This is a genomic window from Ralstonia sp. 22111 (genome assembly GCF_052045895.1).
Taxonomy (GTDB): Bacteria; Pseudomonadota; Gammaproteobacteria; order Burkholderiales; family Burkholderiaceae; genus Ralstonia; species Ralstonia wenshanensis.
Map to the genome: position 1 here is coordinate 113039 of NZ_JBQEPR010000002.1, position 16446 is coordinate 129484.

16 protein-coding genes are annotated in these 16446 nt (G+C 65.2%); 4 read left to right on the top strand and 12 right to left on the bottom strand.

Features of this window, described 5'->3' with window-relative positions; all coding sequences use genetic code 11:
• Positions 1-5 precede the first annotated feature (5 nt).
• Positions 6-1310 carry a phospholipase A gene (locus tag ACTJK4_RS06755; RefSeq protein ID WP_440817021.1) on the bottom strand — a complete coding sequence of 435 codons (1305 nt, stop codon included), beginning with the start codon at positions 1308-1310 and terminating at the stop codon, positions 6-8.
• A gap of 264 nt (positions 1311-1574) precedes the next feature.
• Here ACTJK4_RS06755 and dnaK point away from each other — a divergent pair, with 264 nt between their 5' ends.
• The 3 genes from dnaK (at position 1575) to ACTJK4_RS06770 (ending at position 6852) form a co-directional block, all read left to right on the top strand.
• Entirely contained in the window at positions 1575-3530 is a 1956-nt protein-coding gene (gene dnaK, locus ACTJK4_RS06760) for a molecular chaperone DnaK (protein ID WP_260802110.1), read from the top strand.
• A gap of 134 nt (positions 3531-3664) precedes the next feature.
• On the top strand, positions 3665-4813 hold the full coding sequence (gene dnaJ, locus ACTJK4_RS06765) for a molecular chaperone DnaJ (RefSeq protein ID WP_232040916.1): 1149 nt from the start codon (positions 3665-3667) through the stop codon (positions 4811-4813).
• 149 nt (positions 4814-4962) lie between these two features.
• Entirely contained in the window at positions 4963-6852 is a 1890-nt protein-coding gene (locus ACTJK4_RS06770) for a chorismate-binding protein (RefSeq protein ID WP_440817025.1), read from the top strand.
• Here the strand turns inward: ACTJK4_RS06770 and ACTJK4_RS06775 are convergent.
• Genes ACTJK4_RS06775 through ACTJK4_RS06815 form a run of 9 tightly spaced genes read right to left on the bottom strand, consistent with a single transcriptional unit; the run spans position 6796 to position 14408 of the window.
• Complete coding sequence (locus tag ACTJK4_RS06775; protein WP_316870137.1) at positions 6796-7494, bottom strand: ABC transporter ATP-binding protein; 699 nt, start codon at positions 7492-7494, stop codon at positions 6796-6798. The genes ACTJK4_RS06770 and ACTJK4_RS06775 overlap by 57 nt on opposite strands.
• A complete protein-coding gene (locus ACTJK4_RS06780) occupies positions 7491-8198 on the bottom strand; it encodes an ABC transporter permease (protein ID WP_316870136.1) in 708 nt (235 codons plus the stop codon). Before ACTJK4_RS06780 ends, ACTJK4_RS06775 begins: the two co-directional genes overlap by 4 nt.
• Positions 8199-8209: 11 nt before the next feature.
• Positions 8210-9028: a 3-methyl-2-oxobutanoate hydroxymethyltransferase gene (gene panB / locus ACTJK4_RS06785; protein ID WP_232040912.1), complete on the bottom strand. Its 819-nt coding sequence runs from the start codon at positions 9026-9028 to the stop codon at positions 8210-8212.
• A 56-nt stretch (positions 9029-9084) separates the two neighbouring features.
• Complete coding sequence (locus tag ACTJK4_RS06790; RefSeq protein ID WP_045202860.1) at positions 9085-9729, bottom strand: deoxynucleoside kinase; 645 nt, start codon at positions 9727-9729, stop codon at positions 9085-9087.
• 34 nt (positions 9730-9763) lie between these two features.
• Positions 9764-10279, bottom strand: coding sequence for a 2-amino-4-hydroxy-6-hydroxymethyldihydropteridine diphosphokinase (gene folK, locus ACTJK4_RS06795; protein ID WP_316870135.1), 516 nt, complete (start codon positions 10277-10279; stop codon positions 9764-9766).
• Positions 10276-11838, bottom strand: a complete 1563-nt coding sequence (gene pcnB, locus ACTJK4_RS06800; RefSeq protein ID WP_440817031.1) for a polynucleotide adenylyltransferase PcnB — start codon at positions 11836-11838, stop codon at positions 10276-10278. Before pcnB ends, folK begins: the two co-directional genes overlap by 4 nt.
• A 12-nt stretch (positions 11839-11850) precedes the next feature.
• The gene (locus ACTJK4_RS06805; RefSeq protein WP_260802104.1) at positions 11851-12525 is read right to left on the bottom strand and encodes an HAD family hydrolase; all 675 of its coding nucleotides are present in this window, start codon (positions 12523-12525) and stop codon (positions 11851-11853) included.
• Positions 12526-12577: 52 nt separating this feature from the next.
• A complete protein-coding gene (gene hda, locus ACTJK4_RS06810; protein WP_440817035.1) occupies positions 12578-13279 on the bottom strand; it encodes a DnaA regulatory inactivator Hda in 702 nt (233 codons plus the stop codon).
• A 58-nt stretch (positions 13280-13337) separates the two neighbouring features.
• Positions 13338-14408, bottom strand: a complete 1071-nt coding sequence (locus ACTJK4_RS06815; protein WP_232040908.1) for an AI-2E family transporter — start codon at positions 14406-14408, stop codon at positions 13338-13340.
• 163 nt (positions 14409-14571) lie between these two features.
• On the opposite strand from ACTJK4_RS06815, the gene purM reads away from it, so the two are divergent.
• On the top strand, positions 14572-15627 hold the full coding sequence (gene purM / locus ACTJK4_RS06820) for a phosphoribosylformylglycinamidine cyclo-ligase (RefSeq protein ID WP_414561029.1): 1056 nt from the start codon (positions 14572-14574) through the stop codon (positions 15625-15627).
• Positions 15628-15700: 73 nt separating this feature from the next.
• Here purM and ACTJK4_RS06825 read toward each other — a convergent pair whose 3' ends face one another.
• Entirely contained in the window at positions 15701-16141 is a 441-nt protein-coding gene (locus ACTJK4_RS06825) for a hypothetical protein (RefSeq protein ID WP_232040906.1), read from the bottom strand.
• A 38-nt stretch (positions 16142-16179) separates the two neighbouring features.
• Positions 16180-16443, bottom strand: a complete 264-nt coding sequence (locus ACTJK4_RS06830; protein WP_232040905.1) for an Ada metal-binding domain-containing protein — start codon at positions 16441-16443, stop codon at positions 16180-16182.
• Positions 16444-16446 lie beyond the last annotated feature (3 nt).

The following is a 16446-nucleotide window of genomic DNA, read 5'->3' on the forward strand; positions in this document are numbered from 1 at the left end:
GCGTCCTATCGCGAGAGGCTGTACCCGACGCGCAACTGCGAGCCCAGCTTGTGGTTGTAGTCGAGCAGGCTCTCGCCGTAGCCGGTGAAATACTGGATGAACAGGTAGCCAGCCGTGCCGGTAAAGATCCGGCTCATCGGATACGTCAATTGCGCGTCGACGCTGCCGTAGGCCTTGCGGGTGCCTTTGCGCAGCGTGGCGGCCAATTCCCAGCCGTTGGGGGCGCCATAGGACACGCGGAAATCCCCAAAACCCCGGTAGTGCGCGATATCGGTGTTGCCGGTGCGCGTGAGGTACGCGTACAGCTTCGGCTCGAACTTCCAGTGGTAATCGTTCAGGTCACCAAAGTGAAACGTCGGGCGTACAAACACGGTGTTGATGGCGCGCGAGGCGTCGCCGTCGCGGCCGTTCGACTCGTGCTCGATGCCGCCCGCGAACGATAGCCGCGTGAGGGCGCCGCCATGGATGCCCGTATCGGGCCGGTAATAGAACACGCTGGGCCGGTAGTTCGTATCGCGGAACGGCGCCGATTCCTTGCCCACATCCCACAGCGAGAACTGCGTATAACCGAAGTACACGTTATCCAGCAGCGCTGCCGATGCCGGGTTCTCTGGCTGAAAAATCCGAAACTTGAAGCTCAACTGGAACTTGGCGTTCAGGCCCCCATGCGCGCCCACTGCGGCAAACATGGGTTCGTGGAAAGTCAGGCGTGCGGTGTCTTCGGGCGGGCGGGATGCCTCGCCACTGCCAGCAACTGCCACGGGAGTGGGCGGGGTCGCAGTAGCAGCTGCACTGGCAGCGGGGGCGCTCGGGTTGGTGCCCAGCGCACCCCCGGGGCGGGTCGCTTCGGCGGCGGCGTTGCGGGCTGCGCCAGTGGGGGCGCCATCGGCCGCGATCTGCGGGGCGTCTGCGCCGCGCACGAGCGTCACCAGAACGGGTGCCGCATCGAGATCCGGCACATCGATCCGAACCGTGCCGCGCAGCACCTCGGGCAGCGTGCCGGTGTAGGCGACGGTGCGGACTTGGCCCGGCCGCAGGTGCAGGGTTTCGCCGGCGCCAGCATTGTGTCGATCGAGAATCACTTCCACGGGCCCCTGCAGGTCAGCGCTGGCCGTTACGCGTAACTTGGCCGGCACGGCATAGCTGCGCTGGGCGGCATCGCCCGAAATGACGAGGGTCAGTGTGAAGGGCTGGTTGGCGTTGACGCGGCGGGAAGGCTGGAGGAGGGCAACGGCGGCATCGGCGGGGGGCACGGCGCATGCGGCAAGCAGGGCAGCGCCAAGAATGGAACGGAGCGGGTGCAAAGGCATGGACACAAAAGCCGGGTTGGCGTCCGGCGAGTGGCAATGTGCCCAAGGGTAACACCCACACCTTTTTTGCCCGGTTTGCGGCTCTGGGCGTTCAAAACGCGCGTTTTTGCCAGGGAGCGCACGTTTTCGGGTGCTTTCCCAAGAAAAACCGGCCAAAATGCTCAACTTTTCAAAATTCGGCCTTGAAAAGCCGGGCGGCACTCCCACATCCGATCCAAGTTTGTATTCAGTGCAGTCCTGACACCAGATTCGAGGAGCAAGAACATGGGCAAAATCATCGGTATCGACCTTGGTACCACCAACAGCTGCGTCTCCATCATGGAGGGCAACACCCCCAAGGTGATCGAGAACGCCGAAGGCGCTCGCACCACCCCGTCGATCATCGCCTACATGGAAGACGGCGAGATCCTGGTCGGTGCCCCGGCCAAGCGCCAGGCGGTGACCAACCCGAAGAACACGCTGTACGCCGTCAAGCGCCTGATCGGTCGCAAGTTTGAAGAGAAGGAAGTCCAGAAGGACATCGGCCTGATGCCGTATTCCATCGTCAAGGCTGACAACGGCGACGCCTGGGTGGAAGTGCGCGGCCAGAAGCTGGCACCGCCGCAAATCTCGGCCGAAACCCTGCGCAAGATGAAGAAGACCGCCGAGGACTACCTGGGCGAGGAAGTGACCGAAGCCGTGATCACGGTGCCGGCCTACTTCAACGATTCGCAGCGCCAAGCCACCAAGGATGCCGGCCGCATCGCCGGTCTGGACGTCAAGCGCATCATCAATGAGCCGACCGCGGCTGCGCTGGCATTCGGCCTGGACAAGAACGAGAAGGGCGACCGCAAGATCGCCGTGTATGACTTGGGCGGCGGTACGTTCGACATCTCGATCATCGAGATTGCCGACGTGGACGGCGAGAAGCAGTTCGAAGTGCTGTCGACCAACGGCGATACGTTCCTGGGCGGCGAAGACTTCGACCAGCGCATCATCGATTACATCATCGGCGAGTTCAAGAAGGAGCAGGGTGTCGACCTGTCGAAGGACGTGCTTGCGCTGCAACGCCTGAAGGAAGCTGCTGAAAAGGCCAAGATCGAGCTGTCGAGCACGCAACAGACTGAAATCAACCTGCCGTACATCACGGCCGATGCTTCGGGCCCGAAGCACTTGAACCTGAAGATCACGCGCGCCAAGCTCGAAGCGCTGGTCGAAGACCTGATCGCTCGTACGATCGATCCGTGCCGCACCGCCATCAAGGATGCCGGCGTGAAGGTGTCGGACATCCACGATGTGATCCTGGTCGGCGGCATGACGCGTATGCCGAAGGTGCAGGAGAAGGTGAAGGAGTTCTTCGGCAAGGAAGCCCGCAAGGACGTGAACCCGGACGAGGCCGTTGCCGTGGGCGCCGCCATCCAGGGTCAGGTGCTGGGTGGTGACCGTACCGACGTGCTGCTGCTGGATGTGACGCCGCTGTCGCTGGGCATCGAAACGCTGGGTGGCGTGATGACCAAGATGATCGGCAAGAACACGACCATCCCGACCAAGTTCTCGCAGACCTTCTCGACCGCTGACGACAACCAGCCGGCCGTGACGATCAAGGTCTACCAGGGCGAGCGCGAGATGGCCTCCGGCAACAAGATGCTGGGCGAATTCAACCTGGAAGGCATTCCGCCGGCACCGCGCGGCACGCCGCAGATTGAAGTGTCGTTCGACATCGACGCCAACGGCATCCTGCACGTGGGCGCCAAGGACAAGGCGACCGGCAAGGAAAACAAGATCACGATCAAGGCAAGCTCCGGCCTGTCGGAAGCCGAGATCGAGCGCATGGTGAAGGACGCCGAGGCCAACGCCGAGGAAGACAAGAAGCTGCGCGAACTGGTCGACTCCCGTAACCAGGGTGAGGCGCTGGTGCACTCGACCAAGAAGGCACTGGGCGAGTACGGCGACAAGCTCGAAGCTGGCGAGAAGGACAAGATCGAAGCCGCGATCAAGGAACTTGAAGAGACCCTGAAGGGCACCGACAAGGCCGCGATCGACGCCAAGACCGAAGCGCTGGCAACCGCCTCGCAGAAGCTCGGCGAGAAGGTCTATGCCGACATGCAAGCCAAGGGCGAGGCCGGCGGTGCGGAACAAGCCGCTGCCGGTGCCCAGGCAGGCGCGCAAGCCGGACAAGGCGCACCGCACGACGATAACGTCGTCGACGCCGAGTTCAAGGAAGTGAACGACAAGAAGTAAGCCAACTCGTCCGCCAGGCGGACGTTACGGTACGCCGGGCAGTGATCATCGGGTTGTGCGGGACGCACCTGATGTCACGCTCGGCTTTTTTGCTATTCGACACGCAGTAAAAACAGGCGACGACTGAAGCCACCATGGCAAAACGTGATTACTACGAAGTGCTCGGGGTGGGTAAGAACGCGAGCGACGACGAGATCAAGAAGGCGTATCGCAAGCTCGCGATGAAGTACCACCCGGACCGCAATCCGGACAGCAAGGAAGCGGAAGACAAGTTCAAGGAGGCCAAAGAGGCCTACGAGATGCTCTCCGACGCTGAGAAGAAGGCTGCCTACGACCAATACGGCCACGCGGGTGTCGACCCGAATATGGCGGGCGGCTTTGGCGCGGGCGGAGCAGGTTTTGGCGGCGGCTTTGCCGAGGCCTTTGGCGACATCTTTGGCGACATCTTCGGTCAGGCCCAGGGCCAGGGCGGGCGCCGCGGTGGCGGCCCACAGATGTATCGCGGCGCAGACCTGCGCTACAGCATGGAGATCACGCTGGAGCAGGCCGCGCACGGCTACGACACGCAGATCCGCGTGCCGCACTGGGACGAGTGCGACCACTGCCACGGCAAGGGCGCCGAGCCCGGCTCAAGCGTGGAGACGTGCCCGACCTGTCACGGTGCCGGTCAGGTGCGTGTGTCGCAGGGTTTCTTCACGATGCAGCAGACTTGCCCGAAGTGCCACGGCAGCGGCAAGTACATCCCCAAGCCGTGTACCAAGTGCCACGGCCAGGGCAAGCTGAAGAGCCAGAAGACGCTGGAAGTGAAGATTCCGGCCGGCATCGACGAAGGCATGCGCATCCGTTCGTCGGGCAACGGCGAGCCGGGTATCAACGGCGGCCCCCCGGGCGATCTGTATGTGGAAATCCACATCAAGCAGCACCCGGTGTTCGAGCGCGACGGCGATGATCTGCACTGCCAGATGCCGATTTCGTTTGCGACGGCAGCCATTGGCGGCGACATCGAAGTGCCGACGCTGGGTGGTCGCGCTTCGTTCACGGTGCCCGAAGGCACGCAGGCTGGAAAGACGTTCCGCCTGCGCGGCAAGGGCATCAAGGGCGTGCGCTCGGGCTATGCAGGCGATCTTTACGTGCACATCAACATCGAGACGCCGGTCAAGCTGACGGAGCACCAGAAGGATCTGCTCAAGCAGTTCGACAAGTCCGTGCACGAAGGCGGCTCGCGGCACAGCCCGCAAGAGCAGTCGTGGCTAGACAAGGTGAAGAACTTCTTCTCCTCGTAAGAAACCTCGCAAAGCTACTGCGCGGCCCGATCTTGGCACTGTGATGCTCGCCGTACCCATGTACGGCTGCGCTTCTCGCGCCAACCTCGGGTCGCTCGCTACGCTTTTCGAGGCTTCTTAAACACCACCTTTCAATCAGGAACATCGCCATGCAGTTGCCGGAGGTCGGCGCGCCGTTCGCGCTGTTGGACGATGCCACCTCTGGCGGCGCGCCGTGCTCGCGCTGGTACACCGGTTATGCCGGCGAGTTCTTCCGGCCGGCCGGCGTGCTGGATGGGCTGGACGATGATCTTCGTGCCGCCTGGCGCCAGGGTTTGCATGCCCTGATCGTTGCGCCGTATGAGTTTGGTGGGCCGCTGGTCGGCCTGCCGGCTTCCACCGAAATCTCTTCCTCATTGCCTGGTCACGATGGCCGCCTGCGCGTGCTGCTGTTTCGCGCAATGGACGTGCTGTCGCCGGCAGAAGTCGATACGTTGTTCGACGCGTGGCCCGACGCAACGGGCGCAGCGGGCCTGTTCGACTGTGCCGCCAGCGCCGACCACGCCACCTACACCGACGCCATCGCGCGCATCCACGACTGGATTGCGGCGGGCGATACCTACGAGGTCAATTACACATACCGCCTGCGCATGACTGCGTTTGGCGCGCCGGCGGCGTTGTATCGGCGCCTGCGCGCGCGGCAGCCCGTGCCTTACGGCGCATTCATCGCGCTACCGGAGGGCGGTGCGATTCTGTCGTGTTCGCCGGAGCTGTTCTTCTCTCATCACGCGGGCCAGCTTGTTGCGCGGCCGATGAAGGGCACCGCGCCTGCCACTGGCAATGTCGAAATCGACGAAGCCCGTGCCACTGCACTGGCCGCCGACGAGAAGAACCGCGCCGAGAACCTGATGATCGTCGACCTGTTGCGTAACGATCTGGGCCGCCTCGCGCGTGCGGGTTCTGTGCGCGTGCCGACGCTGTTCGAGGTGACGCCGTTCGGCAGCGTGCTCCAGATGACGTCGACCGTGGAGGCCGAGATTCCGCCCGCCACCGGCCTTGCCGATTGCCTGCGTGCGCTGTTCCCGTGCGGCTCCATTACGGGGGCGCCCAAGCGGCGGACGATGGAGATCATCGAGACGTTGGAGCCAGAGCCACGTGGCCTGTACACCGGCGCCATCGGCTGGATCGATGCGCCAGCCGCCGATCGGGCGATGGGCGACGCTTGCTTCTCGGTGGCGATCCGCACGCTGGTGCTCGGCCCGCCTGGCGCTGATGGCCTGCGCAGCGGCGAACTTGGCATCGGCTCCGGCATCGTGCACGACAGCATCGCCGATGAGGAATACGCGGAGTGCCAACTGAAGGCGCGTTTCGTGACGGCGCTCGATCCAGGGCTGTCGTTGTTCGAGACGATGCGCGCGACGCGCGATGGTGTGGCGCTCCTGGATTGGCATCTGGCGCGGCTGGCGCGTTCTGCGGCCGCCTTCGGCTTCCCCTTCGATCGAACTGCGCTGGCGGATGACGTGGCGCGCATGTGCGCATCGCTGGAAGGTGAGGGCGCTTATCGCATGCGCCTGTTGCTGACGCCGAACGGTGCGGCCAACGTATCGGCCGTGCCCTTGTCGCCGCTGCATGCGAGCTGGGATGCGCCGGTGCGCCTGCTCGTTGCCGCGCAACCGCGCGAGGTCACCCACAGTCTGCCGACGCACAAGACCACGTTGCGCGCAGGCTACGACGCTGCGTGGCAGGCGGCCGAACGCGAAGGTGCATTCGATACCGTGTTCTTCAACGCCGATGGCACGTTGGCCGAAGGCGGGCGCAGCACGTTGCTGGTCAAGCTCGATGGTGCGTGGTGGACGCCACCGTTGTCAGCGGGCGTCTTGCCGGGAGTGATGCGTGCCGTTCTGTTGAAAGACGCTTCACCGTGGCTCGATGGGCCGCTGCAGGAACGTTCGCTCACGCGCGCCGATGTTGCCCGCGCCGAGGCCGTCGCCGTATGTAATGCCCTACGCGGCGTGGTGCCCGCGCATTTCGAGCCGCCCCTGGCCCTCGACGTGCTCTAGTTTCCAGCGGGCCACGCCGGGCAGGTTGATCAGTTCGCGGTCGTGGCAGACCATCAGCAGCGTGCGGCCTTCTGCTGCCAGTTCCCCTACAAGGGCAATGACTTGCTCGCGCGCAGCGCCGTCCAGGTTCGAAGTCGGCTCGTCGAGCAGCAGCACATCGGTGCGCAGCGCGCGCGCCCGCGCCAATGCAAGGCGCTGCGTTTCGCCTCCGGACAGGCGTTCGGGCGGCACGTCGACCACGTGCTGCAGACCCGCCCAGCGGAGCGCATCCTCGACACGCTCAGCCAGCTCGGCACGCGCCACGCGATGTGGGCCCGTGGTGAGCCCATAGGCAAGATTCGCGCGTACCGAGGTGCGGAACAGGTAGGGATGCTGGTGCACGTAGGTCAGCCGCTTGCGCAGTTCGGCCGGGTAGGGCGACAGCGCCTGCCGCCCTTGCCCCATATCGACGGTCGCTCCATTGGCGGGTGCAAGCCCGGCCAGCATGCGCAGCAGCGTTGTCTTGCCGACACCGTTTGCGCCCGTGATGACAATCGCGTGTCCGGCCGACAGCGCCAGGCGCGGAATCTCGAACAGAATGCGCGCGCCGTGCTGGCAGCGCAAGCCTTCAAACACCATCGTGGGCTGCGACGGCGCGCTCATGCCGGCTCCCTGCGATAGTTGCCAGCCCCTTGCAGCCACGCCAGCACCAGGTTGACGAGCAAAGCCAGCACGATCAGCACGATGCCTAGCGCGATGCCCTCTGCGAATTCGCCCTTGCTGGTTTCCAGTGCAATCGCCGTCGTCATGGTGCGTGTGACGCCTTCGATGTTGCCGCCGACCATCAGCGCCGAGCCCACTTCGGCGATGACGCGCCCGAAGCCGGCCACCACCGCAGCCATCAGGCCGAAGCGCAATTCACGAAACACCGTCAATAGCAAACGGACGCGCCCGGCGCCCAGCACACGTGCGGTTTCCGCGAGACGCGGATCCGCGCGCTCAAGCGTCGCCAGCGCAAACGCCACGATCACCGGCAGGCCAAGAACCGCTTGCCCGAGGATCATCCCACCCTGCGTGAACAGCAGCCCGAAGCCGCCCAGCGGCCCCTGCCGCGAAAGCAGCAGATACAGCAACAGCCCGATCAGCACGGTCGGAAACGACAGCGACGCCTGCGCCAGCACCACCAGCGCACGGCGCCCCATAAAACGGTGCATGGCGATGAGGTAGGCGATGAGCAGACCCGGCGGCGCCGCCAGCAGGAGGCCCGCAATCGCCACCTTCAACGACACCCAGACGATCAGCCACAACGCCGCATCGCCGCTGACAAGCAGGGTGAAGGCGTCGACGGTGGCCGACCAGATTTCCATGCGGGTGCCGCTCAGGCGAAGGTGTGTTCCGGGCCGGGGAACGTGCCGTCCTTGACGGCTGCCACGTAGGCAGCAACGGCGCCGTCGATGGTGGTTTGCCCGTCCATGAAGTTACGTACGAACTTGGGGCGATGGCCGGGGAACACACCCAGCATGTCGTGCATCACAAGCACTTGGCCCGAGCACTCCAGCCCGGCGCCGATGCCGATGGTGGGAATGGCCAGCAGGCGCGTGACTTCGCCGGCCAACTCGGCCGGGATGGCTTCCATGACGACGAGCTGTGCCCCGGCGTCCTGCACGGCCAACGCATCGGCCTTCAGTTGCGCAGCCGCTTCATCGCCGCGACCCTGCACTTTGAAGCCGCCGAACGCATGCACCGATTGCGGCGTCAGGCCGATGTGCGCGCACACCGGAATGCTGCGTTCAACGAGGAACTTGATGGTCGGCGCGAGCCACACGCCGCCTTCGAGCTTGACCATCTGCGCGCCGGCCTGCATCACGCGCACGGCGCTGTGGAAAGCCTGTTCGGGCGTGCCATACGTGCCGAACGGCAGGTCCGACACGAGCAGCGCCTTGGTCGTCCCACGCGACACGCATTCGGTGTGATAGACGATGTGATCGAGCGTGACCGGCAGCGTGGTCTTCTGGCCCTGCATCACGTTGCCGAGCGAATCGCCGACGAGCAGCACGTCGGTGCCGTTGCGATCCATCAGGGCGGCGAAGCTGGAGTCGTAGGCCGTCAACATGGCGATACGCTCGCCGGCAGCACGCATGGCCTGCAACGAAGTCACCGTGACGGCCTTGCGGTTCGATTCCTGGAGATAGCTCATGGGCTGAGACTCATTGGGGCATCGCGAGCGCCCACGCAGACCATGCGGTGCGTCGACTAGCGCGTTGCCAGCTTGATGAATTCCTTGGGCCCGCGCATCGCGTCGATGCGGGCGAGCAAGGTGCGGAAATCGTCGTCGTTGCCTGCGGGGTCGAAGGCAGCGGTGTCGACGATCATCGTCGGTGCGGCATCGTAATACAGAAACAGCTCACCGTATGCGGCGCAGATGCGTCCGAGGTACTCGGCATCGATGCCCGTTTCGTAAGGAACGGCGCGACGGGCGACGCGTGGCAGCAGGTCTTCCGCGCGTGCCTGCAGGCAGATCACGAGGTCGATGCGCTGTTGCGGCAGGGCCAGCGCATTGGCCATCGCGTCGTACAGCGCCAGTTCATCGGCCGGCAGCGTGAGTTGGGCGAACAGGCGGTCGCGCGGCAGGAAGCTGTCGGCGACGATGCGCTCACCGGCAAGCGTCGCCTTATGCCATGCCTTGAGGCGCTCGGCACGTTGCAGCAGGAAGCGCAGCTGCACCGGTAGCGCATAGCGCGCGGGGTCTTCGTAGAAGCGGGCGATGAAGGCGTTTTCGGCGGGCGTTTCGAACAACGTCGACGCACGCAGATGGTCGGCCAGGCGCTGGGCCAGCGCGGTCTTGCCCACGCCAATGGGGCCTTCGACAACGATACGGCGCAGGTGATCCAGTGCCATCGGCGGGTGGTTGTGGGTGGTGCGGGTGATGAGATCAGGCGGCCGGCTGCTTGGCGCGCATGCATTGGCACATCGTGGTCTTTTCGATGCGCTGTTCGGCCACGCCGGGCAGTAGTGCAGCCACGGCGCCAATGCCCGGAATCACGAGGTCGGGCGCCAGTTCGTGCAAGGGCAGCAGGGTAAAGGCGCGTTGGCCCACGCGCGGGTGCGGCACCGTCAGCTCGGCTGAAGTGAGGACGTGGTCGCCGTAGAGCAGCAAGTCCAGATCCAGCGTGCGCGGCGCGTTGTGAAACGGGCGCTCGCGGCCGAACTGGTCTTCAATGTGGTGACAGATGCGGAGCAGCTGGTCGGCGGTGAAATGCGTATCGATGCGCACCACGGCGTTGATGTAGTCATCGCCGCTGGACTCCACGGGCGCGCTGCGATACAGGCTCGATTTGCCGGTGACGGTGATGCCGACCTGCTGTGCGAGGCAGACCACGGCGTCTTTCACTGCCTGGCGTGCGTCGCCCAGGTTGGCGCCGATGCCGATGTACGCCACTGTCTTCACGTTTCCTCCGAACTTCCCGGATTGACGTCAACGACTGTATCCGATTTTGCCGGACCACGTCGGCGGCGACGCCGCTTGCCCGGGCTGGCCGGACCGGCATTTGCCGAGGGGCTCGGGGCGTGCTTGGCTTGGGCCATGAGGGCTTCGCGGGCTTCGCCGTCACCGTTCTGGAAGTCGGTCCACCAGTCGGCGAGTTCCTGTGGCAATTCGCCCGAGGCACACCGCAGCGCGAGGAAGTCGTAGCCGGCGCGGAAGCGCGGCGACTCCAGCAGCCGATACGGCATGCGGCCCGACCGCTTCTCAAAGCGCGGTTGCATGCTCCAGATTTCCTTCATATCGGAGGTGAAGCGGCGCTGGATGGCGAGTTGCTCGGTCTGACGGTCGAGCACTTCGTCCATGGCGGTGTGCAGCGCGGGGATCAGCGGCTCGCCGGCAGCGCGGCGGCGGTTCCAGTGTTCGACCACGTGATGCCACAGCAGCGAGGCAAACAGGAAGCCGGGCGAGACCGGTTTGCCGGCCTTGACGCGATCGTCGGTATTGTCGAGCGCGAGTTGCACGAAGCGCTGGCCCATCGGTTGCTCCAGCGCGACGTCCAGCAGCGGCAGCAGGCCGCGGTGCAGGCCCGCCTTGCGCAGTTCCTGCAGCGATGCCCAGGCGTGGCCCGACATCAGCAGCTTCAACATCTCGTCGAACAGGCGGGCGGCCGGCACGTTGTGGATCAACGGGCCCAGCTCCGCGATCGGCGCGCGCGTGTCGGCGTCGATATCGAAGCCGGTCTTGGCCGCGAAGCGCACCACGCGCAGCATGCGCACCGGGTCTTCGCGGTAGCGGGTATGCGGATCGCCGATCATGCGCAGCGTGCGGGCGCGCATGTCTTCCATGCCGTGATGGTAGTCATGCACGGTTTCGTCGGCGGGGTCGTAGTACATCGCGTTGACGGTGAAGTCGCGGCGGGTGGCGTCTTCGGCCTGCGTGCCCCAGACGTTGTCGCGCAGGACGCGGCCGCTGGCGTCGACGGCATGCGTGTGGTGGTCCAGCTCGGTGCGCTTGACGCGCTTGCCGGCGGGGACCTGCTCGGCATCGACCGCGTCGACGAGCGCGCGGAAGGTCGAGACTTCGATGATTTCCTGATCGCGTCCGCCGTAGAACGTGACGTGCACGATCTGGAAACGACGTCCGATGATGCGCGAGCGGCGGAACAGCGCCTGTACCTGCTCGGGCGTGGCGTTGGTCGCCACATCAAAATCCTTCGGCTTGATGCCCAGCAGCAAGTCGCGCACGGCGCCGCCCACGATGAAGGCGCTATAGCCGGCTTCCTGCAGCGTGGACGTGACCTTGACTGCGTTGCGCGAGAGCAGCTTCGGATCGATACCGTGCTCGTCCACGCTCCACACACGCGCCTGACGCGGCACGCCGCCGCCGGACTTGGTGCGCGCCTTGGCCGTTTTGGGTGCCTTGGGTGTACGGACTTTCCTGGTGGCGGGCACTCCCGGTTCAGCCGGAGCGTGGGACGCTGCGGAGGTCTTGCCCAGCAGGCGATTGATGAGTTTCTTGATCACGCCGCGCCTTGCTTAGAAGAGATCCATGATGCGCCAGTTGCGCGCGGCTGCCAGATTGCGCAGCGTGTCGTCCGGGTTGGTCGCGACGGGGTCGGTCACTTCCTCCAGCAGCGGCACGTCGTTGGCCGAATCGCTGTAGAACGTGCTGCGCTCGAAATCGCTCCAGCCGCGGCCCATGTTGGCCAGCCATTCGTGCACGCGCGCGACCTTGCCCTCGCGAAAGCTCGGTGTGCCGGCCACGTCGCCGGTGAAGGCGCTGTCCGGGCTGCCGTCGGTGGTGGCCGGTTCGGTGGCGATGAGGTGGTCGATGCCGAAGGCCTCGGCAATCGGGCGGGTGACGAAGCTGTTGGTGGCGGTCACCACGCAGCACAGGTCACCAGCGTCCAGGTGCTTGTAGACCAGCGCTTGCGCCTGCGGCGTGATCTTCGGACGGATCACGTCGTGCATGAACTCGGCGTGCCACTGGGCGAGCGTGTCCCGCGGGTGGGCGGCAAGCGGTGCCAGGGCGAAACGCAGAAACGCATGGATATCCAGCGTGCCGGCTTTGTAGTCGGCATAGAACTGATCGTTCTTGCGCTGGTACTCAGCTTCGTCCACCACGCCGCGGCGGATGAGGAAGCGTCCCCACTCGTGGTCGCTGTCGGTGGGGATGAGGGTGTGATCGAGGTCGAAGAGGGCCAGATTCATGGGGCGCGATTTTACCCGAACGTTACATCACCGGCCGCGCGAGCCCCGGGATTCACTTCATCAGCGCGAGCATGTCGCGCACGAGCGGCAGGGTGACGGCGCGCTTGCGGGCGAGCGAATAGGTGTCGAGGGCGTCCAGCAGGGCCATCAGGCTCGGCATGTCGCGATAGGAGTGCGTCACGAGCCACTGCGGCACGTCGGCCGAGAGCTGCATGCCGCGTTCGCGGGCAGCCTGGCGCAGCGCTTCCACCTTGTCGGCGTCGGACAGCGGGCGCAGCCAGTAGACCAGGCCCCAGCCCAGCCGGGTGCGCAGGTCTTCACGTAGCGGCATCGCCATCGGCGCGGCGGCCCCGGAGATGGCGATGGCGGCATGCGGATGCGCGCGCACTTCATTGACGAGGTTGAACACGGCGATCTGCGCCCATTGGTCCAGCCGCTCTGCGTCGTCGATGGTCCAGACGGTGATGGTCGGGTCGAATTCGAAGGCTTCGGGCGGGGCGTCGGGTTCCAGCGTGCGGACTTCGTAGCCGCCAGCCTCGGTCTGGGCGCAGATGGCCTGCAGCAGGTGGCTGCGGCCGCTGCCTTCTTCGCCCCAGAGGTAGACCAGGCGGTCGGTGGCGGTGCCGTCCACCACTTGCGGAATCAGGGCGCGCAGGCGCAGCACCGCCTCTTCGTTGCCGGTGGCGACGAAGTTGTCGAAGGTCGGGGCGGGTGTCGCACCGAGTTCGAGCGGGAGCTGTTCGGGTGTGGCCATGAAACGTGGAGTGGAGTCGCCGTACTTTTCAGTTGCCTTCAGTCGCCTTCAGTGGCTTTCAGTCCTGGTAGAGCCGGCTGCCCAGGTAAAGCTGCCGGATCTGCCGCAAACCGACCAGCAGCACAGCACTCATCGGTAGGGCGAGGAGGATACCGAAAAAACCGAACAATTGGCCAAAAGCCAGCAAGGCGAGGATGACCGCCAGCGGGTGCAGGCCAATGCGTTCGCCCACCAGGCGAGGCGTCAGGTAGAAGCTTTCCAGGAACTGGCCGATGCCATACACCACGGCCACCGCCAGCAAGCCGTAGAGGTTGCCGAACTGCAACAGCGCGGCAAGGATGGCCAGCGTGAGCCCCACGCCAAAGCCGATATACGGAATGAACACGGCCAGCCCTGTAAAGATGCCCACCGGCAGCGCCACGTCAAAGCCGGCCAGCGCCAGCCCCGCCGAGTAGTACACCGCCAGCACCAGCATCACGATGATCTGCCCGCGCAGGTATTGGGAGAGCAGGCCATCTGTTTCGGCGGCCAATTCGCGCGTTTTTGGCAGCCAGCGGCGCGGGACGGCGCTTTCGACGCGGCGCATGAGCATGTTCCAGTCCATCAACAGGTAGAACATCACGATCGGCACCAGGAAGAAGATGCCCAGCACCTGGAGGGCCGCCGAACCCGACACGCGCAGATAGGTCAGCACCCGGGCCACCACGTCGTCCGGGCTTGCGGCGAGCTGTTCCGTAAGCAGGGCGCGCAGGCCCGGAAAATCGAAGCTGACATGCAGGCCCAATTCGTCCAGCTTGGGCGACAGAAATGCGTTGAGCTTGGCAAGCATCCCGGGCAATTGATCGCGGATGGCCGGAATCTCCCGCTGCAACACCGCCAGGATCAGCAGCATCAGCGCCACGCCCACCACCGACAGCACCACGATCATCAGAAACACGCCCAGCACGCGTGGTACGCGATGGCGCTGCAGCCATTCCACGCCCGGGTGCAGGATGTACGACAGGATGAACGCGAAGACGAAGGGCGTGAGCGTCGGCGCCAGCGCCTTGAGCACGGCCAGGAAGACAAGCGCCACGGCGATCCAGGCGAGCGTGCGCTTGGTTTCCTGCGACAGCACGGGGGCGTTCATGGGGGCGACGGTTCCGATGGCGGGGTGGAGGAGTCGGAAAAGCGGCCATCGGGACGGCCGCATCCGGTAAAATCGCGATTTTACTGGACCGGCGGGTCCGATTTTTGTGACTTCCCGCCGCCGTCTCGCTTTCTTTTCCGGTTTTTTCAATTCAGACGACTGTATGAGCGCTTCCGAAACCCCATCCGCATCGACCGGCCTGTCTTACCGCGACGCGGGCGTCGACATCGAGGCGGGTGACGCCCTTGTCGACCGCATCAAGCCGTTTGCCAAGCGCACCATGCGCGAAGGCGTGCTGGGCGGCATCGGCGGCTTCGGCGCGCTGTTCGAGCTGTCCAAGAAGTATCAGGAACCTGTGCTGGTGTCCGGCACGGACGGCGTGGGCACCAAGCTCAAGCTGGCCTTTGCGCTGAACCGCCACGACACGGTTGGCCAGGATCTGGTCGCCATGAGCGTGAACGACATCCTGGTGCAGGGCGCCGAGCCGCTGTTCTTCCTGGATTACTTCGCCTGCGGCAAGCTCGACGTCGACACCGCTGCCACGGTGGTCAAGGGCATCGCCCAGGGTTGCGAGCTGGCCGGCTGCGCGCTGATCGGCGGCGAAACCGCTGAAATGCCGAGCATGTACCCGGACGGCGAATACGACCTGGCCGGCTTTGCCGTCGGCGCGGTCGAAAAGCGCAAGATCATCGACGGCACGACCATTGCCGAGGGCGACGTGGTGCTGGGCCTGGCCTCGTCAGGTGCGCATTCGAACGGCTACTCGCTGGTGCGCAAGATCATCGAGGTGTCGCGCCCGGACCTGAACGCCGATTTCCACGGCCAGCGCCTGCAGGACGCCATCATGGCGCCGACGCGCATCTATGTGAAGCCGCTGCTGGCGCTGATGGAGAAGCTGACCGTCAAGGGCATGGCGCACATCACCGGTGGCGGTTTGACCGAAAACGTGCCGCGCGTGCTGCAAGACAACCTGACCGCCGTGCTGCACAAGGACGCCTGGACGCTGCCGCCGCTGTTCCAGTGGCTGCAGAAGGCCGGCAACGTGGCCGATGACGAAATGCACCGCGTGTTCAACTGTGGCATCGGCATGGTGGTGATCGTGTCGGCAGCCGATGCACCGGCCGCCATCGCGCACCTGAACGACGCGGGCGAGACGGTCTACCAGATCGGCGAAATCCGCGCCCGCCAGGCCGGCGAAGCGCAGACGCTCGTGGTCTGACGCGAAGTTCGCACCCACAAAAAAACCGCCGATGCGTTCGGCGGTTTTTTTATGCCCGTCGTCTTGCGGGCGCTTATTTCAGTGGGACGTATTCACCGCTGGCTGGGTCGTCCTTCTGCAGCGCACCGGTGTCCTTGTCGATGAGCAGCGTGACGACGCGCGGTGCCGTGTTCGGGTCGCCGCCGCAGGCCGGGGTGTGGTTTTCCAGCACTTCAACGCTGTTGTGCGTGTCGTCGGCCCGGTCCACCACGAACGACAGGCACTCCTGCGGCAGGGTGGTCAGCTTGTACTTTTCGATGGCGGCGCGGGCGAGATCGACGGCCTTGGCCTGTTCGGCTTCGCTGACGGCGGGCGCGCTGGCGGCCGGCGCGTTGGCCGAGTTGGCTGCACTAGGGGCAGAGGCCGCAGGTGTGGAAGCTGGAGCGGGTGCGGCAGGCTTGTGCGCGTCGTCGGAGCGGCCGCAGCCCGCCAGCGCGAGGGCTGTGAGCGCGGCAAGCAGCAGGGGTTTGGTCATGATGTGCGGAGCGTGTCGGCGATGTTCAGCCCACGACTTTACCCGGAACTGACCGATCGCTTCCATGCCGCATACGCCTGCGGCATGCACACCGCGCACGGCCGGTAGCCGGCAGCACGCGCGTCGGCTTCATTCAGGAAGAACACGCGGTGCCGCACATAACCGCCGCGCGCGATGGCCCGGCGTGCAGCCGCACAGTCGAGCCGACCATAGATGCGAGCACGCCGATGCCCGCCCAGCGTGCCGGGCACGGCGCTCTCATAAGCCTGGCCGCGCGCGCCGATGAGCGTCCACGTTCTCACGCG

Coding starts and splice junctions, on each gene's coding strand:
- ACTJK4_RS06755 (WP_440817021.1), bottom strand. CDS start 1,310: ATGCCTTTGCACCCGCTCCGTTCCATTCTTGGCGCTGCCCTGCTTGCC.
- dnaK (WP_260802110.1), top strand. CDS start 1,575: ATGGGCAAAATCATCGGTATCGACCTTGGTACCACCAACAGCTGCGTC.
- dnaJ (WP_232040916.1), top strand. CDS start 3,665: ATGGCAAAACGTGATTACTACGAAGTGCTCGGGGTGGGTAAGAACGCG.
- ACTJK4_RS06770 (WP_440817025.1), top strand. CDS start 4,963: ATGCAGTTGCCGGAGGTCGGCGCGCCGTTCGCGCTGTTGGACGATGCC.
- ACTJK4_RS06775 (WP_316870137.1), bottom strand. CDS start 7,494: ATGAGCGCGCCGTCGCAGCCCACGATGGTGTTTGAAGGCTTGCGCTGC.
- ACTJK4_RS06780 (WP_316870136.1), bottom strand. CDS start 8,198: ATGGAAATCTGGTCGGCCACCGTCGACGCCTTCACCCTGCTTGTCAGC.
- panB (WP_232040912.1), bottom strand. CDS start 9,028: ATGAGCTATCTCCAGGAATCGAACCGCAAGGCCGTCACGGTGACTTCG.
- ACTJK4_RS06790 (WP_045202860.1), bottom strand. CDS start 9,729: ATGGCACTGGATCACCTGCGCCGTATCGTTGTCGAAGGCCCCATTGGC.
- ACTJK4_RS06805 (WP_260802104.1), bottom strand. CDS start 12,525: ATGAATCTGGCCCTCTTCGACCTCGATCACACCCTCATCCCCACCGAC.
- hda (WP_440817035.1), bottom strand. CDS start 13,279: ATGGCCACACCCGAACAGCTCCCGCTCGAACTCGGTGCGACACCCGCC.
- ACTJK4_RS06815 (WP_232040908.1), bottom strand. CDS start 14,408: ATGAACGCCCCCGTGCTGTCGCAGGAAACCAAGCGCACGCTCGCCTGG.
- purM (WP_414561029.1), top strand. CDS start 14,572: ATGAGCGCTTCCGAAACCCCATCCGCATCGACCGGCCTGTCTTACCGC.
- ACTJK4_RS06825 (WP_232040906.1), bottom strand. CDS start 16,141: ATGACCAAACCCCTGCTGCTTGCCGCGCTCACAGCCCTCGCGCTGGCG.